Source organism: Virgibacillus oceani, assembly GCF_041521345.1.
GTDB lineage: Bacteria > Bacillota > Bacilli > Bacillales > Amphibacillaceae > Virgibacillus_N > Virgibacillus_N oceani_A.
In genome coordinates, this window is the sequence record NZ_JBGOHB010000041.1 from 1 (window position 1) to 21,900 (window position 21,900).

The window sequence follows — 21,900 nt, forward strand, 5'->3', positions numbered from 1 at the left end:
TCCGCCGCTCGATCCACTGACCTCACCCCCGAAGGGGATCAGTCAGCTTCACGCGCTCGACTTGCATGTATTAGGCACGCCGCCAGCGTTCGTCCTGAGCCAAGATCAAACTCTCCATAAAAGTTTGATTATAATGGACACCAACCCATTATTTATTTCTTAGCTTCAAAAATTGACCTCAGGAGGATAAGTCTTCCTCGTTCAGAACCAAGCCTGACTCAGACTTCTTACCTCTGACATCTTCATATTACATACTGGTTGTTTTGTTCAGTTTTCAAAGAGCAAATTTATCACGTCGCTTTTTCCGCGACAAGATTCAATAATATCACCTTAAGCAATCCATGTCAACAGCTTTTTTCTTTCGACATTTCGTCTGCTCAAATCGGCGACTTTATTATAGTAGCACACATGACAAGAGGTGTCAACACCCTACTCATATGTTTTTATACCTAAAATAATAAATGGGCCTGAGTGGACTTGAACCACCGACCTCACGCTTATCAGGCGTGCGCTCTAACCAGCTGAGCTACAGGCCCATATATAGTATAGTTTGGAGCGGGTGAAGGGAATCGAACCCTCGTCATCAGCTTGGAAGGCTGAGGTTTTACCACTAAACTACACCCGCATGGTTTACGAAAATCATGCCTCTACATCATCCAGTTCACCCGAGGTTGCTTCTATTTCGGGGCGACTCGCTGACATACTCGTCAGATGATTTTGCCTGTTACTACACTCGCGAGTTTGCTTTGAAAAATGGATGGTCGGGAAGACAGGATTTGAACCTGCGACCCCATGGTCCCAAACCATGTGCTCTACCAAGCTGAGCTACTTCCCGATTATGGCGCGCCCGAGAGGAGTCGAACCCCTAACCTCTTGATCCGTAGTCAAGCGCTCTATCCAATTGAGCTACGGGCGCATTCAAGGGGCATCTTCACATGTTAACATCAGCAGAAAATTGGTGATGTAATGCGGTCGAGAGGACTTGAACCTCCACGGGATAAACTCCCACTAGGCCCTCAACCTAGCGCGTCTGCCATTCCGCCACGACCGCATAGATTATAAAATATATGGTGCGGATGAAGGGAGTTGAACCCCCACGTCCGAAGACACTAGAGCCTGATTCTAGCGCGTCTGCCAATTCCGCCACATCCGCATATATCATTCAAAATGGTGAGCCATGGAGGATTCGAACCTCCGACCCTCTGATTAAAAGTCAGATGCTCTACCGGCTGAGCTAATGGCTCTTAATGTAAAATGTTCCCTATAATAAATAAGTAGTTTCTTTTTTGTTTTGACCCCTGCATCTGCCAGCTTATTCATGAATGCTAGCTGCTTCAGGGTTACTCGCTGCTTACTCGGCAGATGTTTTGCTCGTTGCTCTACCGGCTGAGCTAATGGCTCCTGCAATAAAATTCTTCTCTATAAAAATAGTATCCTGTTCATTATCCCTAGGATTTATTAGTTTTAAATAGCGGAGAAAAGAATAAAAAAATACTATTGAACAAATAGTATATTGAGATTTATCCATTGCTTCATTTCTTTTATAAAAAACAAAGTGGCTGGGCCACTAGGATTCGAACCTAGGATACACGGGATCAAAACCCGATGCCTTACCGCTTGGCTATGGCCCAACTAATGGCGGTCCGGACGGGACTCGAACCCGCGACCTCCTGCGTGACAGGCAGGCATTCTAACCAACTGAACTACCGGACCTGAATATCATTATATAGAAGAAAGTATGTCCAGCATCCCATCTCCCATATTTTTTGTTTTAAATTATTTTTGACATACAGAAGAGAACCCATCTGTATGTCATGAAATGACCCGTACGGGATTCGAACCCGTGTTACCGCCGTGAAAGGGCGGTGTCTTAACCACTTGACCAACGGGCCGTAAAATGGCGGAGAAGGAGGGATTTGAACCCTCGCGCCGCTTACACGACCTACACCCTTAGCAGGGGCGCCTCTTCAGCCACTTGAGTACTTCTCCATATGGCTCCACAGGTAGGATTCGAACCTACGACCGATCGGTTAACAGCCGATTGCTCTACCACTGAGCTACTGTGGAATATGCATTATTAATTCCAAACTTTTTGATGGTCTGTTTCATTTCGTTAACTCATCGTGCTGCTAGCTTACTCAAGGTAGCTTAGTGCTTCGGAGTTACTCAAAGCTTATCCAGCGTAAACTTTGTTCGTTACTTTAGCACAGCACTACTACAGCAGAAAGTTTTAACTGGTTGATTTTTACGCCGAAGATCATCATACCTTAAAGTAAATAAATTGTCAATATCAAGAAGAAAATAACTGTAACTTCCTTCGAGACTTTATATAATTTAACATGTCCCCTTTCATTCGTCAACAAATTTCAACACAAAACTCCCGAATATTTTTCAACCAAAATATTTGATCAGATCAGCTTTGCTTTGCTATCACACAAAAATTTAATCATCTATTACGAATGAACTTACACCTTCTCATTGTAGATTAACTTTCCACGACATTTTCCGCAGTGGTATTTTTTCGTGTTCACTTTTCGCACCCTTCTATAAATAAATCCACATTGTTTACATTTGTATTCATGTTTATATTTCTGTTGGCTGGACGGCAATGGCTTACAATACCTGGGGGAGCCGGTTTTTTTCAATAATATTTTAAAATCAGCATCTCCATGTTTATATCCCCTTCCTTCTATATGAAGATGATAATGGACCAGCTCGTGTTTGATGATGCCAGTAAATTCATCTTCACCCATTTCAAAATAATACTTGGGATTTAATTCTATTGTTTTCTTCAGGGGAAGATAACGCCCGCCGGTTGTTCTTAAACGGGAATTAAATTTAACATAGTGGCGAAAGGGTTTATTAAAAAACTCCCATGACAGCTCATTTACCAATTGATAGAGTGATTGTTCATTTAAAAGTTCCATTATACTTACTCCCAATCTGGTGTTTATACAATTAGAAAGGCTTCACTTAATATCCATCCTATTATATTAACATAAACATGGAATGTACTTACTATACTATTACACTACAACGATAAATCAACTTATTTAAACTCATTATAAATAAACATTGATTTTATTTTGAAGGTCATTTATACTATATACATACTTAATAAACAACTTTTAGTTTGGAGGGATTTTGTTACCTAAACTTATAATAATAATCAGCAATTTTATACATTATGCAGCTTCATCAATTATCATTTGTTTATTGCAGGTGAGAAAATGTTGTCTTTATTAATGTAGGGAAATTAACATTTTGTTCAAGAATGATTCAAACTAGAATAATAGTAAACTTAGATTTATTATGATAAAATTACTATTGTATTTAAAATCTCAGGAGGGATATCGTTTATGAACGAGAAAGATAATCAAAACAAGAAGAAGTTGACCACTGCTTTTGGTGCACCGGTACCGAATGATGATGACTCCAAAACGGCTGGTAGACGCGGACCATTATTAATGGAAGATCACTGGTTTATTGAGAAGATGTCTCATTTTGATAGAGAAGTTATTCCGGAACGCCGTATGCACGCGAAAGGTTCCGGTGCGTATGGTACATTTACAGTGACGCATGATATTACAAAATTTACAAAAGCCTCCATTTTCTCTGAAATCGGTAAACAGACAGACATGTTTATTCGTTTCTCCACCGTTGCCGGTGAACGTGGAGCTGCTGATGGTGAACGTGATATCCGTGGAACGGCAATGAAATTCTATACAGAAGACGGGAACTGGGACCTTGTAGGTAACAACACGCCAGTGTTCTTCTTAAGAGACCCTAAGAGATTCACAGATTTAAACCACGTGGTTAAACGTGATCCAAGAACCAACGTAAATAATCCAAATTCTAAATATGATTTCTGGTCATTGCTTCCTGAAGCGCTTCACCAGGTTACCATTGTAAACAGTGACCGTGGTATTCCTGCAAGCTTTAGAAATATGCACTTATTCGGGAGCCATGCGTACAGCATGATTAATGAAAATAATGAACGTGTATGGGTTAAGTTCCACTTCCGCACACAACAGGGTATTAAAAACCTTACAGACCAGGAAGCGGAAGCAATTGTCGGTAAAGACCGCGATAGTAACCAAAGAGATTTATATGAATCTATCGAAAAAGGCGATTACCCTAAATGGACACTATATATCCAGGTAATGACAGAAGAACAAGCAAAAAATATGCCATACAATCCTTTTGACTTAACCAAAGTATGGTATAAAAAAGATTTCCCATTAATTGAAGTTGGAGAATTAGAATTAAACCATAATCCGGATAACTATTTTGCAGAAGTAGAACAAGCTGCATTTGCACCAACTAACATTGTTCCCGGTATTGGTTTCTCACCGGATAAAATGCTGCATGGACGTATCTTCTCTTATGGTGATGCACAGCGTTACCGTTTAGGTGTTAACCATTGGCAAATTCCTGTTAACTATCCTAAAAACGCGAAAAACTTCCATCCATATCATCGCGATGGAGCAATGCGTGTATTCAACCCGGCAGAAGGCGGCTCTATTTCTTACAGCCCGAACAGCTACGGCGAATGGGAAGATAGTAAAGAACATCAGGAGCCTGCACTTGAAATCACTGGATCTGCTGATTACCATAACTTCCGTGAAGATGATGATCTTTACTATGAACAGCCAGGTAATCTATTCAGACTCATGAGTCCGGAAGAGCAACAGCGCTTATTTGATAACACTGCACGAGACATGGACGGTGTTTCTAATCAAGTTGCAATCAGGCATATCAGCAACTGCTACAAAGCTGACCCTGCTTACGGCCAGGGAGTAGCAAAAGCACTTGGAATTTCCATGAGTGATGTAGAAGCTGCAGCAAGCCAAAACGAATAATAAATACTCAAAAAGACTGTCCAACATACGAGGACAGTCTTTTTTATACTATTTTTGAATCATTGAGAGGCCTACTCTTCCTTTTACTGCATCTATATTCTCCACCCAAACCGTAACAACATCGCCAACAGAAACAATATCCATGGGATGTTTCACAAACTTATTTGCCATTTTGGAAATATGGACGAGTCCGTCCTGTTTCACACCGATATCTACAAACACACCAAAATCTACGACGTTTCGTACCGTCCCCTGCATTTCCATTCCCTGTTCCAAATCTTCCAGGCTCAAGACATTTTGCTTTAACAGCGGCTGAGGAAAGTCATCACGCGGATCTCGTTCAGGCTTACTCAATGCACTGATTATATCTTCCAAGGTTGGTTCTCCGATTTTCAGTTTTTCAGCAATCTCTTTTTTATTTTCGAGCTGCAGTTTTTTCGCTAATTTATCTGAACCAATATCACCTAATGTACATTCCAGCATTTCCAGCAGGGTTTCCGTATGACTGTAGCTCTCTGGGTGTATTGGCGTTCTATCCAGAGGGTGGTCCCCATCAACAATTCGCAGAAAACCAATTCCCTGTTCATATGTCTTGGCACCTAGACGTGGTATCTTTTTCAATTGTATCCGGTTGGTAAATTTCCCTTCTTCATTTCGTTTTTTTACCACATTATTTGCAACAGTACTGTTTAAACCAGCAACATATTGCAAAAGTGAACTGGAGGCAGTATTTACGTTGACCCCAACCTGGTTAACGGCAGTTTCCACTACAAATGTCAGTGATTCTGATAGGGATTTTTGAGTTACATCATGCTGATATTGTCCTACGCCAATGGATTTTGGATCAATTTTCACCAGCTCTGCCAATGGATCTTGCACCCTTCTTGCAATGGATGCGGCACTTCTTTCCTCTACTTGTAAATCAGGAAATTCCTCCCTGGCTAATTTCGAAGCGGAATATACACTCGCACCTGCTTCATTCACTATAATATACGGAATGTCCAAATTGTTATTTGCAATGACGTCGGAAATAAATTGTTCTGTCTCTCTCGATGCTGTCCCATTTCCAATGGCGATCAGTTCTACATTATTTTTCTCTATAAATTCCAGTGCAATTTTTTCCGCTCCCTTTACATCATTTTTAGGAGCTGTCGGGTACATGACCCCAACCTGCATTACCTTGCCTGTTTCATCCACTGCTGCGAGCTTACACCCGGTTCGAAATGCCGGATCAACCCCGAGGACACTTTTTCCTTTTAGCGGTGGTTGCAACAATAAGTTTTTCAGGTTGGTAGAAAAAATCTCAATGGACTGCTCCTCCGCTTTATCGGTTAAACTTTTGCGTATTTCTCGTTCAATGGACGGCTGTATTAATCTTTTATAACTATCCTGAATAGCCTCTTCCAATATCCTTCTTACTTGTTCGCTTGCACTATTTTTTATGATGTTGCGCGTTAAATATTCTTGTATCTTTTCCACAGGAGGCTCAATTGCTACTTTCAGCACTTCCTCTTTCTCGCCCCGGTTTAGTGCAAGAATCCGGTGGGACACGATAGAACGCACAGCTTCATGGTAGTCATAGTACATTTCATAAACTGCCTTCTCATCTTTTGCGGCATCTTTTGCTTCAGATACAATGGTACCTCGTTTAAAAGTTTCATTTCTTATGTACTCTCTGTTTTTTGGCTCATCGGAAATCCATTCGGCGATGATATCATTCACGCCGGCGATGACATCTTTTCCAGTATGTAATGCTTGTTCTTCGGAAATATATGCTTCTGCTTCGCCGGAAATATCTTCAGTTTCCTGCTGCCAGACTAATTCTGCCAGTGGTTCCAGGCCTTTTTCCTTTGCAATAGTAGCTTTGGTTCTCCGTTTCTGTTTATATGGACGGTATAGATCTTCCACCTGCTGCAATTGGGAAGCTTTCGTTATTTCCCCCTTCAGTTCCTCAGTTAATTTACCCTGTTCATCAATAATACGTAAAACTTCCTGTTTTCTTTCTGATAAATTAACAGCATAATTCCATTTATCCTGAATAGATTTGATCTGTATTTCATCCAGGCCACCGGTTATTTCTTTTCGATACCGGGCAATAAAAGGAAGTGTGTTTCCTTCATCCAATAGTTCTATTACTTTTTCAACGATACTTTTTTTAATTTGAACATCATTAGCAACCAATTGACTTAGGTTTTCGTTTAATTCATAAGCCACATCATTTCCTCCTCTGTACACTGAAATATTCAGTTCCTAAACAGCACTATACAAGCAAATCGGTACTTGCCAAACTTATTTTACCAGAGAACACCATGATTTGAAACACGGGGACGGTTCCCATTTCTCACCTCCAAAAATGAAGTGAAAAATAAAATTGCAACACGAGAACCGTCCCGGTGTTGCAATTAACTTGCTGTATTTTTATAGCGCATAGCAATTAACGTGGTGTCGTCATCTCTCACTGGATTACTTCGGTACTTATATGTTTCTATAATGTTCTCAACGTCTTCCCCAAAAACTCTCATTTCCGATAAATCTTTATCGGTAACCCCATCAGAGAACATGATAAAATTCATATTCGATTGCAATTTTTCCCGGATCACTTTGAACTTCCTCGGATAGCCTGCCAAATAGCCTGAACTCGGTATATTACGCTTCTTTTGGTTATCCGGGTCGACAACTACAATGCCTATATTGCCTATAGATGAAAAAGAATATACTACAGAACGAAAATCCAATTTCAAAACACCAAGAACTACGCCTCTTTTTCCAAATAGCTGATCATTACAAATCTTAATAATTTTTTCAATTGGCTGGTTTATATTTTCCCTGATAATATCAATGACTATCTTCGAGGATTCTTTCGCATGTTCACCACTGCCCAAACCATCTGCAATTGCACAGAGGAATTCATTTTCGGTTTCTAAATAAAAATAGCTGTCTCCGCAAAGGTATTTTCCTTCTTTCGGTTTTTGGAAAACAGCTGTCTGCACTTTCTTCATGCCAGTCAATCAAATACCTCCGTGCTTTCAGCCTGAATGGCTTCTCTCAGTTTTCGCAAAGACCTGCGTTGTAATCTGGAGACGTGCATTTGTGAAATCCCCAACAACTCGCCTGTTTCTTTCTGGCTTTTATTTTCAAAATAGGTGAATTGCAAGATTTGCTGTTCTCTTTCAGATAAAATGGGCAGGATTTTTTCCAGCATCATTTGCTGATCAATATTGTTATAGCCTGATTCATCATTTCCAACGAGATCCAATATAGCTACAGTACTACCATCAGAATCCGCTTCTATTTTACGGTCGACAGAAAGTGCTTTATAGCTTTTACTCATTTCCATCGTTTCCAATACATCCTCTTCCGATACTTCAAGATAATCGGCAATTTCTTTAATTGTAGGTGAGGTCTGATTGGCTGAAGTAAGCTCGTCTACCGCTTTTTTAATCTTCGGCCCAAGCTCTTTAATTCTCCTTGGCACGTGTACGCTCCAGGTCTTGTCCCGAATAAAACGTTTTATCTCACCAATGATGGTCGGAATCGCAAAAGACTCAAAGGATTTACCAAATGACTCATCATATCTGCGTACTGCAGCCAGCAGTCCGATCATGCCCACCTGAACCAAATCTTCGTGGATGGTGCTGTTTTTTGAATATTTCCTGGCTATCGATTCCACAAGATCTTTATAAGCGAGGACAACCTTTTCCTGTACGGCTTCATCTGTTGGCTCTTTCTGCAAATACTCAATCCATTGGTAAACCTCATCTCTCCCGTTATTGTCTGGTTGAGATTTGGTCGTCATCAAAGCCCACCTCTGTTTCCGCAAGATACTTTGTCATTAAAACAATGACGCCGTAACCATTGTTGATTTGCACTTTATCCATTAACGCGTTAATGAGAAAAAGTCCAAAACCGCCTTCACGCAGATCTTCTACAGCTTCTGATTCTTCATATGGTCCTATATCACTTTTTATCTCTTTTATGTCAAAGCTTCCGCCCTGATCTGCTACCATAACCTCCAGACGGTCCTCATACACACCAAACCCAATTGTCACCTCACCATCATCATTTTCTTGATAGGCATGAGTGACCGCATTCGTAATAGCTTCAGATATAGCCACCTTCAAATCTTCAATATCTTCATAGGAATAACCCATTCTATTTGCAATACCTGCAGCACTTAAACGTACAACGCCTACATAATCAGGCTTAGCAGGGATTTTCATTTCAATAAAATCCAATGGTTCCATGTTAACTTCCACCCCGAATCGCTGAGTTTATATCCAAAACCTCATCCAAGCCGGTTATTTTAAACAGACGAGCCACTTTCTCCTGTGGATGCACCAGCTTCAGATGACTTTCATGTTCTTTGGTTGATTTTAATCCGCTAATAAAGACACCAAGTCCTGTACTGTCCATATAATTCACATCTTCCAGGTTGACTTCTACAACATGATCAGGATGCTTTGTCAGCGGAAGAAGTTTTTCTTTCATATCGGGTGCAGTATATGCATCAATTTCACCGGAAAGATTAACGATAGTCTTATTATCTGCAGTCACAATATCAATTACTAAATTCATCATCATCCTCCTCATTCTATTTGGCAGTTAGGAAAAGTATAAAATTTTCTTGCCTATATAATGCTACGGGATGGATCCATCCTAAACGAATTCAATGCAATATGTAGCATTTTCTTTCCGAAACAGCAATCTTTTGCAGTTACTTAATATCTTTACCCGAATTTTTTAATGATTAAACTCACTTTTTCAAAACAGCAAGTGTAAAATCATCTCTCAGCTCAAATCCCTGCAGGCGCTCAAAATATTTATATACTTGATCTACCAGCTCTTGGGCGGTGAGGTGAATATATTTTCGTATCACATCTAGCAGTTCTTCCGTTTCAATGAACCGGTCACCATCTTTTGCCTCGGTAACACCATCTGTGAAAAAAACAACCATATCTCCTTCATTCATTTCCTGTTCAAATTCCTGATATCTCGTTTCCGGTGATACACCCAAAATTAATCCTTTTGTTTCCATTTCCGTAAAGCTTTTGGTTTCTGCATTATAATAAAATCCGGGTTCATGCCCCGCGGAGGCATACCTCATTTTTTTTTCTTCAGGGAAGTATTGGGCATATAGCATGGTGATAAACATACCGGGCTCCACATTCCGTTCCACTACCCGATTTAAATTATACAAAATGGAACGAGGCGTTTTATTCTCCTCGGGATAACTTTCCATGGCGTATTTAATCATGGACATACAAAGCGCTGCAGGCACCCCTTTTCCCATAACATCTGCAATGACGAATTCCAAACGGCCATCTGATGTTTTGCTAAAATGATGGTAATCTCCATTCAAATCATGGGCGGGCTCGCTTCTGACACCAATATTAATTCCTTCAATTTCCGGAATGGTACTTCCTAAAAGCGTGTTTTGCATATCGGCCGCAACGGCGATTTCCGATTTAAGTTCCACCTGCTTTTCTCTCAGCGTCTGAAACTCCTGATGGGCCAGACCATAGGAAATCATTGCTTCGAGCAAAAAGTTAAGGGAATGTTTGTAGTCTTTCGTTAAATCCGGATAAATATCCTCCATTGCCCGCATGTGTAAATTGACTATTTCCTCGGGCAAAATATTGTTTTGGATTAATGCTTTACTTACTTGTTCTACGCCATATAAAGATCTTTCATCTTGTGTTTCAATATAGCTTCTCAATAAGTCTTTATAATTTTCCACATTTATATTAATAACCTCATCCATTTCTTATCCCCCAAATGCATGATTGTTGCATTTTTTAACATCCACGCTTGATCTATATAGTACAGAAGGGAAAGTAATATACTTTCCCTTCTGTGTATGTACACATGAGAAGACGCATATACATACATTTTTATATTTTTACCTTAAGTATTTTGTCGCTTGGACATATGTCCCTTTTTCATGATCTGATTTCATATCAAACTCATCCATCAGGCGTTTCACACCTGGGAGTCCTGCTCCCAGTCCACCTGAAGTTGAATACCCATCTTCCATTACTCTACTGACATCATCTATTCCTGGTCCTGTGTCAATAGCTGTAATACGAATGCCTTTTTGATCTATCGTATTTATTGCCTCGAAACAGACTTTCCCCTGGTCTGCATATAAATAGATATTACGGGCTAATTCAGATATCGCTGTTGCTATTCGGGCCTGGTCTACTGTGCCGAACCCAATCTCTTTAGCAGTGTCCCGCCCCATTTGTCTTGCGCCAACGATATCCCATTCTTTTTGGATTGTAACACAGGTTTCAGGTTTCATCTTTAATCACCTAATTCCTGGTGTAATTTATTTAAACCTTGTTCCAGATCTAAAGCAGTCGGCACATTCTTTAAATGAATTCCAAGATCAATTAATGTCATTGCCACTGCCGGCTGAATACCAGTCAGAACTACCTTTGCCCCCATTAGATCCGCCATTGTCACCACATCACCAAGTACTTTGGCAATAAAAGAATCGATAATTTCTACGGATGTCAGGTCAATCACAACTCCTGAAGAACCACTTTGATGTATTTTACTCAGTAAGTCCTCCTGGAATTGGATGGCTGTATTATCGTCTAACTCTGTCTGAATGGAAATTAATAAGTAGTTATGAAGTTTCAATATAGGTATTCGCATTCGGATCACTCTCCTTGCTTCATTGCATTGATCAGACTTTCAATACCTTCGCTCTTCCCGTTTACATCAATTACTTTTCGATTTGTGATTTCTAAAGCACTTGTAAATCCTTTTTTCAAGGAGCTTTTTGTCGGAAATTTGCTCAGATCTATACCCAGATTTACGATTGTCTGGGAAATTTCAGGCCGGATGCCAACAAGAATACAGGTAGCACCAATTAAACGAACCGCTTCAGCCGCCTGTATAATGTGATGTGCAACCATGGTGTCTACAACAGGTACGCCGGTAATATCAATAAGTACTACTTCTGAATTATGGGTGATCACACCTTCGAGCAAATTTTCCATAATCAACTTTGCCCGTTCCGTATCAATTGTCCCTATCAGTGGCATGATCGTAATTTTATCCATAACCGGAATAAGCGGAGCTGATAATTCCTGCAGTGCAACACGCTGCAGAGATACAATATGCTCCCAGCTGCCGGAATACTCATTCACCAGTTGCCGAATAAGCGGATCTACCCAATTATTCACACTGTGAAGTACATCTGAAAAAAATGCCGAATCGACTTGATCCGTGTTTTTCAGCAGAAAGTCAATCGTGATTTTACGGAAGCCCTGCAAACCGTCTGTTATGTAACTGAGCGGCCAGCCAAGATTCATGATCTTCTCGGAAAAATCCTCTACTACCTTTGAGCTTCCTTGATCTTTTACACTCGTAAAGATCACGTTAACAAATTCTCTGTTTGTACTTTCAAATAAGCCATCTGATATACTTGATGTGTAATTTTCACCCTTTGTTGATTCTATCTCTTTCAGCCACATCTCCACAATCTGATCGCTGTTATCCAATATCAACCCTTTAAATTTTCGGTCCATTTATATACCTCCATAGATTCGACTGTAATCTATGAATATTGTCACATGTTTAGCAGATTTCTGCAAGCAGGACAAGGCTTACTATCCCAAGCGGGAGAAAGATAGGGGGGGCCGGGAACATGGATGCAGAGCAGGTCCATTGTCTTAAATACAATATGTGGGCTTTGAGAAGAAATGGCTCGATCATGGACCACGAAGGGGTCAATGGCACACAAAAATGAGAAAATCAACCGATTATGTATCATAAAGGAGTTTAATAGTACATGAAAAGGTAAAAACCGGCTGATCATGTGTCATAAAAAAGGTATGTGAGTGAGTGCTAAACCACAACGTTACATACCTAAGAACACTTCTCTGATAGACGAGTCAGGGCTAAACCGTAATGTCCCGTACCCACGAAAGCAGTTCTGACACATAGTATGATTCTTACCTACTGAAATCAAACGAACAGGTTTACTAATTTTAGATAAGGGTATAAAAAATACATGTAGAAAGAAACGTAGAATTTAGACTCGCAACACGATCTAAAAACAAAGTACCCCTGTTTTCACAAGGGTACCTGCTATTCACTATACATGTCCCTCAACCCGAGGCTTATTTCCAAAGCCTGGTTGATTTTGAACATCATGTCATTATCAAGTTTGGTAATTTTGTCCGTTAGCCGCTGTTTATCCAATGTACGGATTTGTTCCAGCAATATAACAGAGTCGCGATCAAATCCATATCGTTTTGCGTCGATTTCCACATGAGTAGGTAATTTTGCCTTTTGGATTTGGGCAGTAATTGCAGCAACTATAACGGTTGGACTAAACCGGTTTCCAATATCGTTTTGCAGTATTAACACCGGACGTACACCACCCTGCTCTGACCCAACAACAGGGGATAAGTCGGCGAAATACACTTCACCTCGTTGAACGATCAACTTCTTACACCCCGATCACAGAGCGTTCTAAGGTGTTTTCAGCCTCCTCTTCAGCTTGAAAAGCTTCTGAAGCTATTGTCAGATTAATGCGGCCCATTTCTTCATAGCCCTTTTGCATTGTTTCGCGAAATTGCTGAATGTGCTCATTTCTCTTTTGCTGTAAATAGTTTTGTGTAGCCTGACATATGAAATCACTTAAATCACTGCTGTTTTCATATTTCATTAACCCATCCACCTCGTTTATCAGGTTTTTTGGCAGTTTCACCAAGACTTCCTGTACACTCTCTGACAAAACCTATACACCTCCGCCAACTGTTGCACGAACTTTATGAAATTCATTATAATAATATCATTGTATACGCCCATTTGCAAAGAGGTATTGGTTTTTTTTTATAAAAATCGTTTCTTTTTGTCGATAGCAGGGAAAAATCATGTCTATGACTTCTATCATACTGCTGCATCTGTTTGAACAGGAAACAAATTTTTATGAACAAAACGCGCATTTTCACTAAAAGTCGAATTTATGCAAATAAAATTTTCTAATTATGATGATAGCACATATATAGTCCACAAGCCACAGCTAATTTAAAATTCATTCCAATTAAATATATGCCTTGTTTTCCGTTTCATGCATATAAAATTGGGAGAAGAAGAACAGTTTTACAAAATAAAAAGCAGACCCCCTCTCCTTTTATGAGTCTGCTTACAAATAATCATCTTACTTCACTTCTTGTTCTTGAACGGATTGGGCAACCTGGACTAATTCCTCCTGTGTTAATTGATCACTTGCCAAGAGGAAATCCATGCCGCCTGAACTCCATGTGATTATGTTTTCAGAAATGGCGCCAATGGCATGACCCAGGTTCACGATTTCTCCATTTACTTCTTGTGGAGAGGATAGGGTTGGCTGCACATCCAACTGTTCCTGTACGAGCGTGAAGTTCTTATCACCGGTGTAAGACAAAATAACTCGCTGCCCGTCCTCCAGCTCTACATCCTTTTGCTCTGTAAGCTCTGCTCCGGCCATATAGGACGGGAATACTACGGTAAATGGTCGATCTTCTGCTACCTGGGCGGAGGTTGGTTCATCTGCGGATCCTTGTGCCATGTTTTTCTCCATAGTGAAATCATCATCTTCAAATGCTGCTTCTTTATTAAAGCTGGAGAAATTAACTTCTACCAATGCGTTTCCGTCATTATCAAGCACTTTCACAAGCACTGGCGTATAGGTCTTTTTATCAAAGTGAATTTCCTGAAATGGCAGGTTATTATTGCTTTGATAATTTGTTTTTGTCCGGAAAATATAGTGGGAATCCGTTGATTCAAACTCAGCCTCTGCATCCGTGACAACATCATTGATAAGCGACTGATATAAATACGGCTGACTGCTATTTTCCGGCCAGTCCGACTGAAATTTAAAGTTTTTCTCCAATGCCGGCGTCAAAACAAATACCCCGTCTTCATTCTTCAATATAATTTGACTTTCTTCATCGTCCTGCTCATTGGACAAACTAACCCGGTAGAAATCTGATTTCTTATGCCAAACGTCAATGGAAAACGTTTGGTCTTCCTGGCCAGTTTTCATGTTCATCTCTGCTTCAGCTTTATAACCTTCCAATTCTTCCATGGATTTTTCCAGATTTCCTACTACATCTTCTTGAGACTGTTCGCCACAAGCAGACAATAACAATACAATGCCTAAAACAAATACGATCCAAAAACCAAACACTTTTCTCATGGACATATCTCCCTTGTCTTTAGAAAACTTGGCTTATCGCTAAAAGGATTCTTGAAAGCGCATTTTGCTTTACCAGAGCCCTTATGCTATAAAGTGCAAGCTTAACCGCGCACCTTGGTTCAACGAAAAATGAATTTCGTCTGCGATGTCCCCGCGGCATTTCTTGCGCACTTATGCAGGTAAGAAAGTTTTACGCTTTCTTGCCTGCCCGATAAACAACAGGGAACGTTGTCAAACAGGAAAGAAATAATACGATATTGGCCGCTTGCAACTAATGCATAAACCGTTCACTCACCCGCACGTAACCTTTTCTCCCCCTTTTTAACGCAGGCAGCTCTGTACATTACTTTCAGTTGAAGTCGACTTTACTGTTCTTTTTCACTCCGGCTTGTCCGGAAAATACTTTAACAACCCCCAAATTTAAGGCACTTAAACGCTGACCAATATCGTATAAGCTTCCATGCTGACAAAACAAACTGTTCCCTTCTGCCTGCACTAAAATATATGAGACAACCATGGCAAATATGCATTTACGATTGATATTCAATAACCACCTGTGCAGCCGCATATTCTCTGCTATGTGTAATGGAAACAAAAATATAATAATCCTCACAGCCTGCAGCATGCACCGTGGGAGCTCCGTTCTTATCAGTCAGTACTTCAATATGCTGAAAGCTCAATTTTCCGATACCTGTCCCAAGCGCTTTTGCTAAAGCTTCTTTCGTCGCAAATCTGCCGGCAACGTATTCTGCTTTTCTGCGTTCATTTTGAAGTATTTGGTAAATCTCTCTTTCTTTTTCCGTTAAAATCCTTCTAATAAAACGACCGTTTTTACGTATGTTTTTACGAATTCGTTCTAACTCGATGATATCTATGCCAATTCCTCGTATCATTGTATTTCGTCCTTTCCTGATCTATAGGTACATATTGATATATTTTTTGAAAAAATTTTAGTAAGCTTGTTGTATTGGTCATACTCTTGTTCTTTTTTATTAAACTATAATATATGACTTTTTGAGCCTTTTCATTGAAGAATACTTCCTGAAAATAAAATGATTTAGGGTGATACGATGTTTATCCGAAACGAAAGAAGTATAAAAGAGTTCCTGCGTTTTTACCCTGTGGTGGGTGTTATTATCATCGTGAATTTAGTACTGTGGCTGATTATCCATCTCTTGCAGCTCCCTATAGGTACAATGATCTATCAGCTTGGTGCAGGCAGTAATTTTCTCATTGGCCAGGGAGAATACTGGCGGTTAGTTACACCCATTTTTCTTCATGCCGGATTCATGCATGTGGCTTTTAATTCCTTTGCGCTTGTTCTTTTTGGTCCTGCTTTGGAGCAGATGCTCGGCAGGTTTAAATTTATCATGGCATACCTCGTAACAGGAATCGCCGGGAATATCGCCACCTTTTTACTTGGCCCCTCTGAATTTTGGTATGTACATGTCGGTGCTTCTGGAAGTGTTTTTGGTCTGATGGGTATATATATTTTTATGGTGGCTTTCCGCAAGCACCTTATTGATCCAGGCAGTTCTCAGATGATTACGATAATTTTCGTCATTGGTATCATTATGACATTCCTTCGTCCCAACATAAATATTTATGCCCATATTTTTGGAGCAGTAGCCGGTTTTGCGATCGCTCCTGTTATTCTGGCAGGCGTACGGGGTTTTTCTCCCTGGCGAAATCGCCGTTATCATGAGGACGATGGTTCCATCCAATTTGACCCAAACCGCTGGCAGAAAAAGGGGATATCGCAAAAGCTAAAGAAAAATATCATATGGATTATTCTCGGTGTTCTGGTAGTCCTTGGATTGCTGGGAAGAATGTTTTAATGTTTATGACTTTTTAAAAACACAATCAGCGGGGAACAATTTCATCCCCGCTGATTTTCCTATGCGTCCTCATTTGTCTTTTCCCTGTATGAATACCAATCGGACAATTGATCCGTATCCGATTCCTTCATTTCCTTTAATCTATAATGTTTTCCAGCTCCGAACTTTCCTATGATGGAAAGCTCCATTATTGCCAGATTCTCCTGCCGATGCAACAAGTGCTGTTTTTTCTCAAACGCCTGTATTCTTCGATGATACATCATCATCGTTATCTTGCTAAGTGTCCGGTACCTTACCATTAATCTATTCCCATTCAGTGCAAAGCCCCCATCTTTATATCTCAGCCAACCAAGCACAAAACTAACAATAAACAAAAGGATTGCCACCCAGCTGAATACCGGGAGAAAGTAAATAATACCTGCACCGATCAAAATAAATGGCAGCATGGAACGAAACAAATAATACTTCCTGGCTTTTTTCGGGAAGGTTTCCCATTCCTCAGGCCGTTTTGCATACTCCGGTAAAATTCCCTGCAAAAAATCCTCTATTTCTGTTTTCCTTATGATCGGGAATAGAACAGTAGAAAATTCTTCCCCTTTTTCCTGTGAACCGCCTGCCACCTCTGCAAATATCGTTGCATAGCCCAGCGGTTGCCTCATAATACTTTCCTGAATCCCAATTGCCTGAATTCTTTTTAATGGAACGGTTATTTGCTTTTTCTCCAGTAACCCGCGTGTGATAAACAGTTCATCTTTTCTATTCGTAATCGTAAAATTTCCATATTTAATCATCGTGCCCGCTATCCCAAACAGCCACAATATAATTAATACAAGAACAATGAAAGCTACAAGCAAGATGATACTCAGCCCAATAATCCAACCAAGCGCATTGGAATACACCTCTTCCGGAATGAATTGTTCCAACTCGGAAAATGCTACTAGGAAAAACGCAAGAATAATACCGATACTGCTTGAAGTGGAACCGGCCAAAAACAAGCGTTTGAAGGAAATAGTAAAGCTTGGTTCAACCTTTTTTTCTTCCCTTTCTGTTTCTATTTCTTCATAAGCAGACTTTTGCTTCAATTCATCTCGCAGTCGCTCCCCTTCCTGAAGCGTCACTGCGCTTAAAGAACCCTCTGCTTCTGCGCCACTGCCTGCTGTTTCAATCTGTACTTTTACCAACTTGAAAATCCGGTGAACAACGCCCGCCGTCAAGTCGATCGATTGAATCCGGTTTTTGGAAATATATCTTTTTCTGCGAATGAATATGCCATATTCAATGCGAAGTTCATTTTCCTCCACACTAAATGTAAACCGATACCATGCAATAGTCTTAAAAATGATCATTAATAATACAATAAAAAGTACCACCATTAAAAAATACAAGAAACCTTGATCTCTAAATGTAACAAAACCAAGAATAAATAGGAAGACCATTTCCCTTAATGATTTAATCAAATCGAAAAGAATAGCCGCCGGGTGCATTCTGCGGGCGTTAGACATCATCTTCATCCACCCTTGCAAGAGCTGATATTCTATCTCTTAATTCTGATGCATCTTCTTCCAGCAGCGCAGGTATTTCATGGGTCGTGGCTGCTGTAGATACAGTAACCGTTGCAAGAGAATAACGCTTTAAAATCGGCCCCTGTTTCGTATCTACATGCTGCACCCGGATCATCGGAACCAACGTTCTGGAAACGATTAGAATCCCGTATTGAATATATATTTCCTGTTCAAACACTTCATATCGCCATCTTCTCCAGCGAAGATTCGGAAGTAAAAATATGAATAATATAGCACTTAACACACTAATAATGATGGCAATTACCGTGAACCAATAAGTTAATTCAATAAAATAGGAAACAGTTGCAATAATAGCTGTAATCAACACAAGAAAACCGGTAAATAGGCCACCGGTAATTTTCCATACTTTAATAGCATCTTTGGCAATGGCATTCTTCGGGGGGTGTCTCATTATACGGTCCTCCTATATGTTTCGTATTAGGGCAATAGATGTGCCCCTTCCATCGCATTAAGTTTTCCTTCCATGTTTAGAAGGGTCGAAGTAAAAGAAATGAGTTTCAATTTACCCTCAAGCTAACATAATCATACACTAATCAACGAAAAAAGCTCCTTTGCAAAGAGAGCTTTTTTCAGAGTTTGCTTTATTCTATCGTTTGTTGTAATTTCCTTTTCGGTTTCTTCCACCTTGATTTCGGCCGCCCTGTCCGCGGTTCCCTTGTCCCCGTTTTCCATAAAACCGTTTATTATTGGAACGGCGATTATTGTCTTTGGACCGCTGTGCTTTTTTCACGCTGATTGGAGCCACGGAAGAAATTCTTACCGGTGTATCTCTTCGTTCCTTCGTCATCAGTTTCAGAGCAGCTGCAATCACAGAAATGGAATCATGATCCTCGAGAAGATCATTTGCTGTTTGCTTATACGGCTTTAAATCAGACTGTTCGATCGTTTTCAGGATTTTATCCACTGTAACTTGCTGCTGTCCCTTACGTGCATCATGGATGGTTGGCGGTACCAGCCGCTTCATTTTACTCTTGGTTGTTTTTTCAATCAACTGCAGGTGCGCCATTTCCCTTGGTGTAACGAAAGAGATGGCTTCTCCCGTACGTCCTGCTCTCCCCGTCCGGCCAATTCGGTGTACATAGCTTTCCGGATCCTGTGGTATATCGAAATTATACACATGGGTCACACCGGATATGTCAAGCCCTCGTGCCGCTACATCCGTAGCTACCAGTACATCTACCCGGTTATTTTTAAATTTATTTAATACTGACATGCGTTTCCCCTGCGTTAAATCACCATGGATACCTTCCGCACGGTAGCCTCTTGCCTGCAAGCCTTCCGTTACTTCATCCACACGCTTTTTTGTTCTGGCGAAAACGATCGCGAGTTCTGGAGAATTAATGTCCAAATGATTATTTAACGTATCAAATTTAAACTTTTCCGGGATTTCTATGAAAAATTGATCAATATTCTCCACGGTCATTTCTTTTGCTTTTACTTTTATTTCCTTTGGCTCTTTCATCATATTCGTTGCAATGTCACGAATTTCTTTCGGCATTGTAGCGGAAAATAATAATGTTTGTCTATCTTCCGGTATTCCCTTCAGAATTTCACGAATATCGTCAATAAAGCCCATGTTCAACATTTCATCTGCTTCATCCAGGACCGTGGTTTCTACCATATCGATCCGAATTGTTTTTCTCCGCATATGATCGAGCAACCTTCCCGGGGTTGCCACAACGATTTGCGGCCCTTCTTTAAGCGCACGGATTTGCCGTTCCATATGCTGGCCGCCGAATATAGCCAAGGCCCGGACTCTTTTAAATTTACTTAACCGGTTAATCTCCTCTGCCACTTGGATCGCCAGTTCCCGGGTTGGCGCCACGACGAGCCCTTGTACTTTTCTTTTCTTTGCATCAATTTTTTCAATCATCGGAATACCAAATGCTGCTGTTTTCCCTGTACCTGTCTGGGCTTGTCCAATAACGTCATTTCCTTCAAGCGCATATGGGATTGTTTCTGATTGAATTGGTGTTGCTTCTTCAAATCCCATATTTTCCAATGCTTTCATAATTGGATTTGAAATGTTTAATTCATTAAATGTTGTCACCTAATCCTCTACTCCTTTTTCTTGCTATTTCATAACTCGGTATTTGGCTGATAAAAAGCCATCATGGCTGCAGCCGCCATCTGCCATGAAAATGGGTTCTTGACTGAAAAAACATTATACTTTTTTCTGACTTTGGTTTTTATCAATCAGGATTAAACCTGATTTTCCTCTTGTTTACATTCATTTACAAGTCGTTTCCCGCCTCTATTTGACAGTAAACATTTTGTGTTTTAGTTAAACTCAAGAAAAAACATATATTAAAATTTTATCATTCGTTGTCCGAAAATATATTCATGAAATTCAATCCAAATCATACATCCTTATCACAAGAACCCGAAATCTTTACCTGTATCATCATATCACATAATGACTGGTGATACTATCAAGATAAATGATTTTTATGTGAGACCATGATAAACTAAATAATCATGACTCTACAAGGAGGATCTTCCATGCGACTCCCTCCATTTAATCCGCATGCAGCAGTGGTTATTGGCGTAATTACAGTGTCCGCTTCTGCCATATTGGTTAGATTGGCTGATGACGCCCCAGCTGCCATCATTGCGAATTACCGATTATTATTTGCTGCATTACTTATGTTACCTATTATCTTGATGAAATATCGACATGAATTCAGAAAAATATCCAATAAGGATTGGATTTTATCTATTTTTGCCGGTGTTTTTTTAGCTGCTCATTTTATTCTCTGGTTTGAATCTTTAAATTATACATCCGTTGCCAGCTCGGTTGTGCTCGTCAGCTTACAGCCAATATTTGCTTTTTGGGGCACCTATTTATTTTTCAAGGAACGATTTTCTCCCGGCGCCATCATAAGTATGCTGATAGCATTATTCGGCAGCATTATTATCAGCTGGGGAGACTTCCTGATCAGTGGCTTGGCTCTTTTCGGAAATATTCTTGCGCTGCTGGGAGCCATTACGGTAACCGTATATTTTTTGATGGGACAATCTGCCAGAAGGAATCTGTCTTTAATGACATATACCTTTCTTGTCTATGGTATAGCCTCTGTTGCATTGATTTTATACAATATTGTGCTGCAAAATGATTTCACCGGATATCCGGCGGATCATTGGTGGCTATTTCTCGCACTGGCTATTTTCCCGACTTTCCTGGGCCATTCCTTATTTAACTGGGCACTGAAATGGCTAAGTACCGCAACCATCTCCATGGGAATCGTATTTGAACCAGTCGGAGCAACCATACTTGCATACTTTATCCTGGGAGAAGTCGTCACATGGTCACAGCTCTTAGGCGGGTCTATCGTCATATTTGGCTTGTTCCTATTCATCATGAGCACCACCAGAAAACCTTCCGTCACCATCTCAAAAAGAAGTTGAAACAGGAGGAC

The 21,900-nt window shown here is 40.3% G+C and carries 20 protein-coding genes, 12 tRNA genes and 1 rRNA gene; 3 read left to right on the forward strand and 30 right to left on the reverse strand.

Annotation, left to right across the window (positions count from 1 at the left end; genetic code table 11):
* From ACDX78_RS20765 to ACDX78_RS20830, 14 genes are all read right to left on the reverse strand, one after another.
* Positions 1-121 (reverse strand): 16S ribosomal RNA (locus ACDX78_RS20765); the annotation flags it as partial.
* A 341-nt stretch (positions 122-462) separates the two neighbouring features.
* Positions 463-536 (reverse strand) — tRNA-Ile (locus tag ACDX78_RS20770).
* A gap of 15 nt (positions 537-551) precedes the next feature.
* Positions 552-625: transfer RNA gene (locus tag ACDX78_RS20775), tRNA-Gly, on the reverse strand.
* Between the two features lie 133 nt (positions 626-758).
* Positions 759-835, reverse strand: a tRNA-Pro gene (locus ACDX78_RS20780).
* 4 nt (positions 836-839) lie between these two features.
* Positions 840-916 (reverse strand) — tRNA-Arg (locus ACDX78_RS20785).
* Between the two features lie 51 nt (positions 917-967).
* Positions 968-1,051 (reverse strand) — tRNA-Leu (locus tag ACDX78_RS20790).
* 17 nt (positions 1,052-1,068) lie between these two features.
* Positions 1,069-1,153, reverse strand: a tRNA-Leu gene (locus ACDX78_RS20795).
* 15 nt (positions 1,154-1,168) lie between these two features.
* Positions 1,169-1,244, reverse strand: a tRNA-Lys gene (locus tag ACDX78_RS20800).
* Between the two features lie 312 nt (positions 1,245-1,556).
* Positions 1,557-1,631 (reverse strand) — tRNA-Gln (locus ACDX78_RS20805).
* Positions 1,632-1,636: 5 nt separating this feature from the next.
* A tRNA-Asp gene (locus tag ACDX78_RS20810) sits at positions 1,637-1,713 on the reverse strand.
* Between the two features lie 107 nt (positions 1,714-1,820).
* Positions 1,821-1,892, reverse strand: a tRNA-Glu gene (locus ACDX78_RS20815).
* Positions 1,893-1,898: 6 nt separating this feature from the next.
* A tRNA-Ser gene (locus ACDX78_RS20820) sits at positions 1,899-1,989 on the reverse strand.
* A 3-nt stretch (positions 1,990-1,992) separates the two neighbouring features.
* Positions 1,993-2,067: transfer RNA gene (locus tag ACDX78_RS20825), tRNA-Asn, on the reverse strand.
* A gap of 398 nt (positions 2,068-2,465) precedes the next feature.
* Entirely contained in the window at positions 2,466-2,927 is a 462-nt protein-coding gene (locus tag ACDX78_RS20830; RefSeq protein WP_486030423.1) for a SprT family protein, read from the reverse strand.
* Between the two features lie 432 nt (positions 2,928-3,359).
* On the opposite strand from ACDX78_RS20830, the gene ACDX78_RS20835 reads away from it, so the two are divergent.
* Positions 3,360-4,862 (forward strand): catalase, encoded by a 1,503-nt coding sequence (locus tag ACDX78_RS20835; protein WP_486030425.1) that lies wholly within the window; start codon positions 3,360-3,362, stop codon positions 4,860-4,862.
* 48 nt (positions 4,863-4,910) lie between these two features.
* On the opposite strand, the gene ACDX78_RS20840 is transcribed toward ACDX78_RS20835, so the two are convergent.
* From ACDX78_RS20840 to acpS, 13 genes are all read right to left on the reverse strand, one after another.
* Positions 4,911-7,076 carry a Tex family protein gene (locus ACDX78_RS20840; protein ID WP_486030427.1) on the reverse strand — a complete coding sequence of 722 codons (2,166 nt, stop codon included), beginning with the start codon at positions 7,074-7,076 and terminating at the stop codon, positions 4,911-4,913.
* A gap of 188 nt (positions 7,077-7,264) precedes the next feature.
* Positions 7,265-7,861 (reverse strand): SpoIIE family protein phosphatase, encoded by a 597-nt coding sequence (locus tag ACDX78_RS20845; RefSeq protein WP_486030479.1) that lies wholly within the window; start codon positions 7,859-7,861, stop codon positions 7,265-7,267.
* A 5-nt stretch (positions 7,862-7,866) separates the two neighbouring features.
* A complete protein-coding gene (gene sigB / locus ACDX78_RS20850) occupies positions 7,867-8,658 on the reverse strand; it encodes an RNA polymerase sigma factor SigB (RefSeq protein WP_486030428.1) in 792 nt (263 codons plus the stop codon).
* Positions 8,630-9,106: an anti-sigma B factor RsbW gene (rsbW, locus tag ACDX78_RS20855; protein WP_486030429.1), complete on the reverse strand. Its 477-nt coding sequence runs from the start codon at positions 9,104-9,106 to the stop codon at positions 8,630-8,632. The genes sigB and rsbW overlap by 29 nt, the downstream gene beginning before the upstream one ends.
* 1 nt (position 9,107) lies before the next feature.
* Positions 9,108-9,437: an STAS domain-containing protein gene (locus ACDX78_RS20860; RefSeq protein WP_486030431.1), complete on the reverse strand. Its 330-nt coding sequence runs from the start codon at positions 9,435-9,437 to the stop codon at positions 9,108-9,110.
* Positions 9,438-9,615: 178 nt separating this feature from the next.
* The gene (locus tag ACDX78_RS20865; RefSeq protein ID WP_486030432.1) at positions 9,616-10,623 is read right to left on the reverse strand and encodes a SpoIIE family protein phosphatase; all 1,008 of its coding nucleotides are present in this window, start codon (positions 10,621-10,623) and stop codon (positions 9,616-9,618) included.
* Positions 10,624-10,761: 138 nt separating this feature from the next.
* Complete coding sequence (locus ACDX78_RS20870; protein WP_486030433.1) at positions 10,762-11,163, reverse strand: anti-sigma regulatory factor; 402 nt, start codon at positions 11,161-11,163, stop codon at positions 10,762-10,764.
* A gap of 2 nt (positions 11,164-11,165) precedes the next feature.
* Positions 11,166-11,522 (reverse strand): STAS domain-containing protein, encoded by a 357-nt coding sequence (locus ACDX78_RS20875; protein WP_486030434.1) that lies wholly within the window; start codon positions 11,520-11,522, stop codon positions 11,166-11,168.
* Positions 11,523-11,527: 5 nt separating this feature from the next.
* Entirely contained in the window at positions 11,528-12,400 is an 873-nt protein-coding gene (locus ACDX78_RS20880) for an RsbT co-antagonist protein RsbRA (protein WP_486030435.1), read from the reverse strand.
* Between the two features lie 562 nt (positions 12,401-12,962).
* Complete coding sequence (locus ACDX78_RS20885) at positions 12,963-13,322, reverse strand: type II toxin-antitoxin system PemK/MazF family toxin (RefSeq protein WP_486030436.1); 360 nt, start codon at positions 13,320-13,322, stop codon at positions 12,963-12,965.
* 4 nt (positions 13,323-13,326) lie between these two features.
* Positions 13,327-13,614 carry a CopG family ribbon-helix-helix protein gene (locus ACDX78_RS20890; protein WP_486030437.1) on the reverse strand — a complete coding sequence of 96 codons (288 nt, stop codon included), beginning with the start codon at positions 13,612-13,614 and terminating at the stop codon, positions 13,327-13,329.
* 426 nt (positions 13,615-14,040) lie between these two features.
* Positions 14,041-15,060, reverse strand: coding sequence for a LolA family protein (locus tag ACDX78_RS20895; protein ID WP_486030438.1), 1,020 nt, complete (start codon positions 15,058-15,060; stop codon positions 14,041-14,043).
* A gap of 530 nt (positions 15,061-15,590) precedes the next feature.
* Positions 15,591-15,953 (reverse strand): holo-ACP synthase, encoded by a 363-nt coding sequence (gene acpS / locus ACDX78_RS20900; RefSeq protein ID WP_486030439.1) that lies wholly within the window; start codon positions 15,951-15,953, stop codon positions 15,591-15,593.
* Positions 15,954-16,130: 177 nt separating this feature from the next.
* On the opposite strand from acpS, the gene ACDX78_RS20905 reads away from it, so the two are divergent.
* A complete protein-coding gene (locus ACDX78_RS20905; RefSeq protein ID WP_486030441.1) occupies positions 16,131-16,898 on the forward strand; it encodes a rhomboid family intramembrane serine protease in 768 nt (255 codons plus the stop codon).
* A 59-nt stretch (positions 16,899-16,957) separates the two neighbouring features.
* On the opposite strand, the gene ACDX78_RS20910 is transcribed toward ACDX78_RS20905, so the two are convergent.
* The 3 genes from ACDX78_RS20910 to cshA form a co-directional block, all read right to left on the reverse strand.
* Positions 16,958-18,403, reverse strand: coding sequence for a PH domain-containing protein (locus tag ACDX78_RS20910; RefSeq protein ID WP_486030443.1), 1,446 nt, complete (start codon positions 18,401-18,403; stop codon positions 16,958-16,960).
* A complete protein-coding gene (locus ACDX78_RS20915; protein ID WP_486030445.1) occupies positions 18,393-18,872 on the reverse strand; it encodes a PH domain-containing protein in 480 nt (159 codons plus the stop codon). Before ACDX78_RS20915 ends, ACDX78_RS20910 begins: the two co-directional genes overlap by 11 nt.
* Positions 18,873-19,067: 195 nt before the next feature.
* Positions 19,068-20,531 carry a degradosome RNA helicase CshA gene (gene cshA, locus ACDX78_RS20920; RefSeq protein WP_486030446.1) on the reverse strand — a complete coding sequence of 488 codons (1,464 nt, stop codon included), beginning with the start codon at positions 20,529-20,531 and terminating at the stop codon, positions 19,068-19,070.
* A 452-nt stretch (positions 20,532-20,983) separates the two neighbouring features.
* Here cshA and ACDX78_RS20925 point away from each other — a divergent pair, with 452 nt between their 5' ends.
* Entirely contained in the window at positions 20,984-21,889 is a 906-nt protein-coding gene (locus ACDX78_RS20925) for a DMT family transporter (RefSeq protein ID WP_486030447.1), read from the forward strand.
* Positions 21,890-21,900 lie beyond the last annotated feature (11 nt).

Bases quoted from the DNA above. Each gene is read 5' to 3' on its own strand.
- ACDX78_RS20860 (WP_486030431.1), bottom strand. From the start codon at position 9,437: ATGAATTTAGTAATTGATATTGTGACTGCAGATAATAAGACTATCGTT.
- acpS (WP_486030439.1), bottom strand. From the start codon at position 15,953: ATGATACGAGGAATTGGCATAGATATCATCGAGTTAGAACGAATTCGT.
- ACDX78_RS20910 (WP_486030443.1), bottom strand. From the start codon at position 18,403: ATGATGTCTAACGCCCGCAGAATGCACCCGGCGGCTATTCTTTTCGAT.
- sigB (WP_486030428.1), bottom strand. From the start codon at position 8,658: ATGACGACCAAATCTCAACCAGACAATAACGGGAGAGATGAGGTTTAC.
- ACDX78_RS20895 (WP_486030438.1), bottom strand. From the start codon at position 15,060: ATGAGAAAAGTGTTTGGTTTTTGGATCGTATTTGTTTTAGGCATTGTA.
- ACDX78_RS20915 (WP_486030445.1), bottom strand. From the start codon at position 18,872: ATGAGACACCCCCCGAAGAATGCCATTGCCAAAGATGCTATTAAAGTA.
- ACDX78_RS20865 (WP_486030432.1), bottom strand. From the start codon at position 10,623: ATGGATGAGGTTATTAATATAAATGTGGAAAATTATAAAGACTTATTG.
- ACDX78_RS20875 (WP_486030434.1), bottom strand. From the start codon at position 11,522: ATGCGAATACCTATATTGAAACTTCATAACTACTTATTAATTTCCATT.
- ACDX78_RS20845 (WP_486030479.1), bottom strand. From the start codon at position 7,861: ATGAAGAAAGTGCAGACAGCTGTTTTCCAAAAACCGAAAGAAGGAAAA.
- ACDX78_RS20835 (WP_486030425.1), top strand. From the start codon at position 3,360: ATGAACGAGAAAGATAATCAAAACAAGAAGAAGTTGACCACTGCTTTT.
- ACDX78_RS20880 (WP_486030435.1), bottom strand. From the start codon at position 12,400: ATGGACCGAAAATTTAAAGGGTTGATATTGGATAACAGCGATCAGATT.
- ACDX78_RS20830 (WP_486030423.1), bottom strand. From the start codon at position 2,927: ATGGAACTTTTAAATGAACAATCACTCTATCAATTGGTAAATGAGCTG.
- ACDX78_RS20870 (WP_486030433.1), bottom strand. From the start codon at position 11,163: ATGAAACCTGAAACCTGTGTTACAATCCAAAAAGAATGGGATATCGTT.
- rsbW (WP_486030429.1), bottom strand. From the start codon at position 9,106: ATGGAACCATTGGATTTTATTGAAATGAAAATCCCTGCTAAGCCTGAT.
- ACDX78_RS20925 (WP_486030447.1), top strand. From the start codon at position 20,984: ATGCGACTCCCTCCATTTAATCCGCATGCAGCAGTGGTTATTGGCGTA.
- ACDX78_RS20905 (WP_486030441.1), top strand. From the start codon at position 16,131: ATGTTTATCCGAAACGAAAGAAGTATAAAAGAGTTCCTGCGTTTTTAC.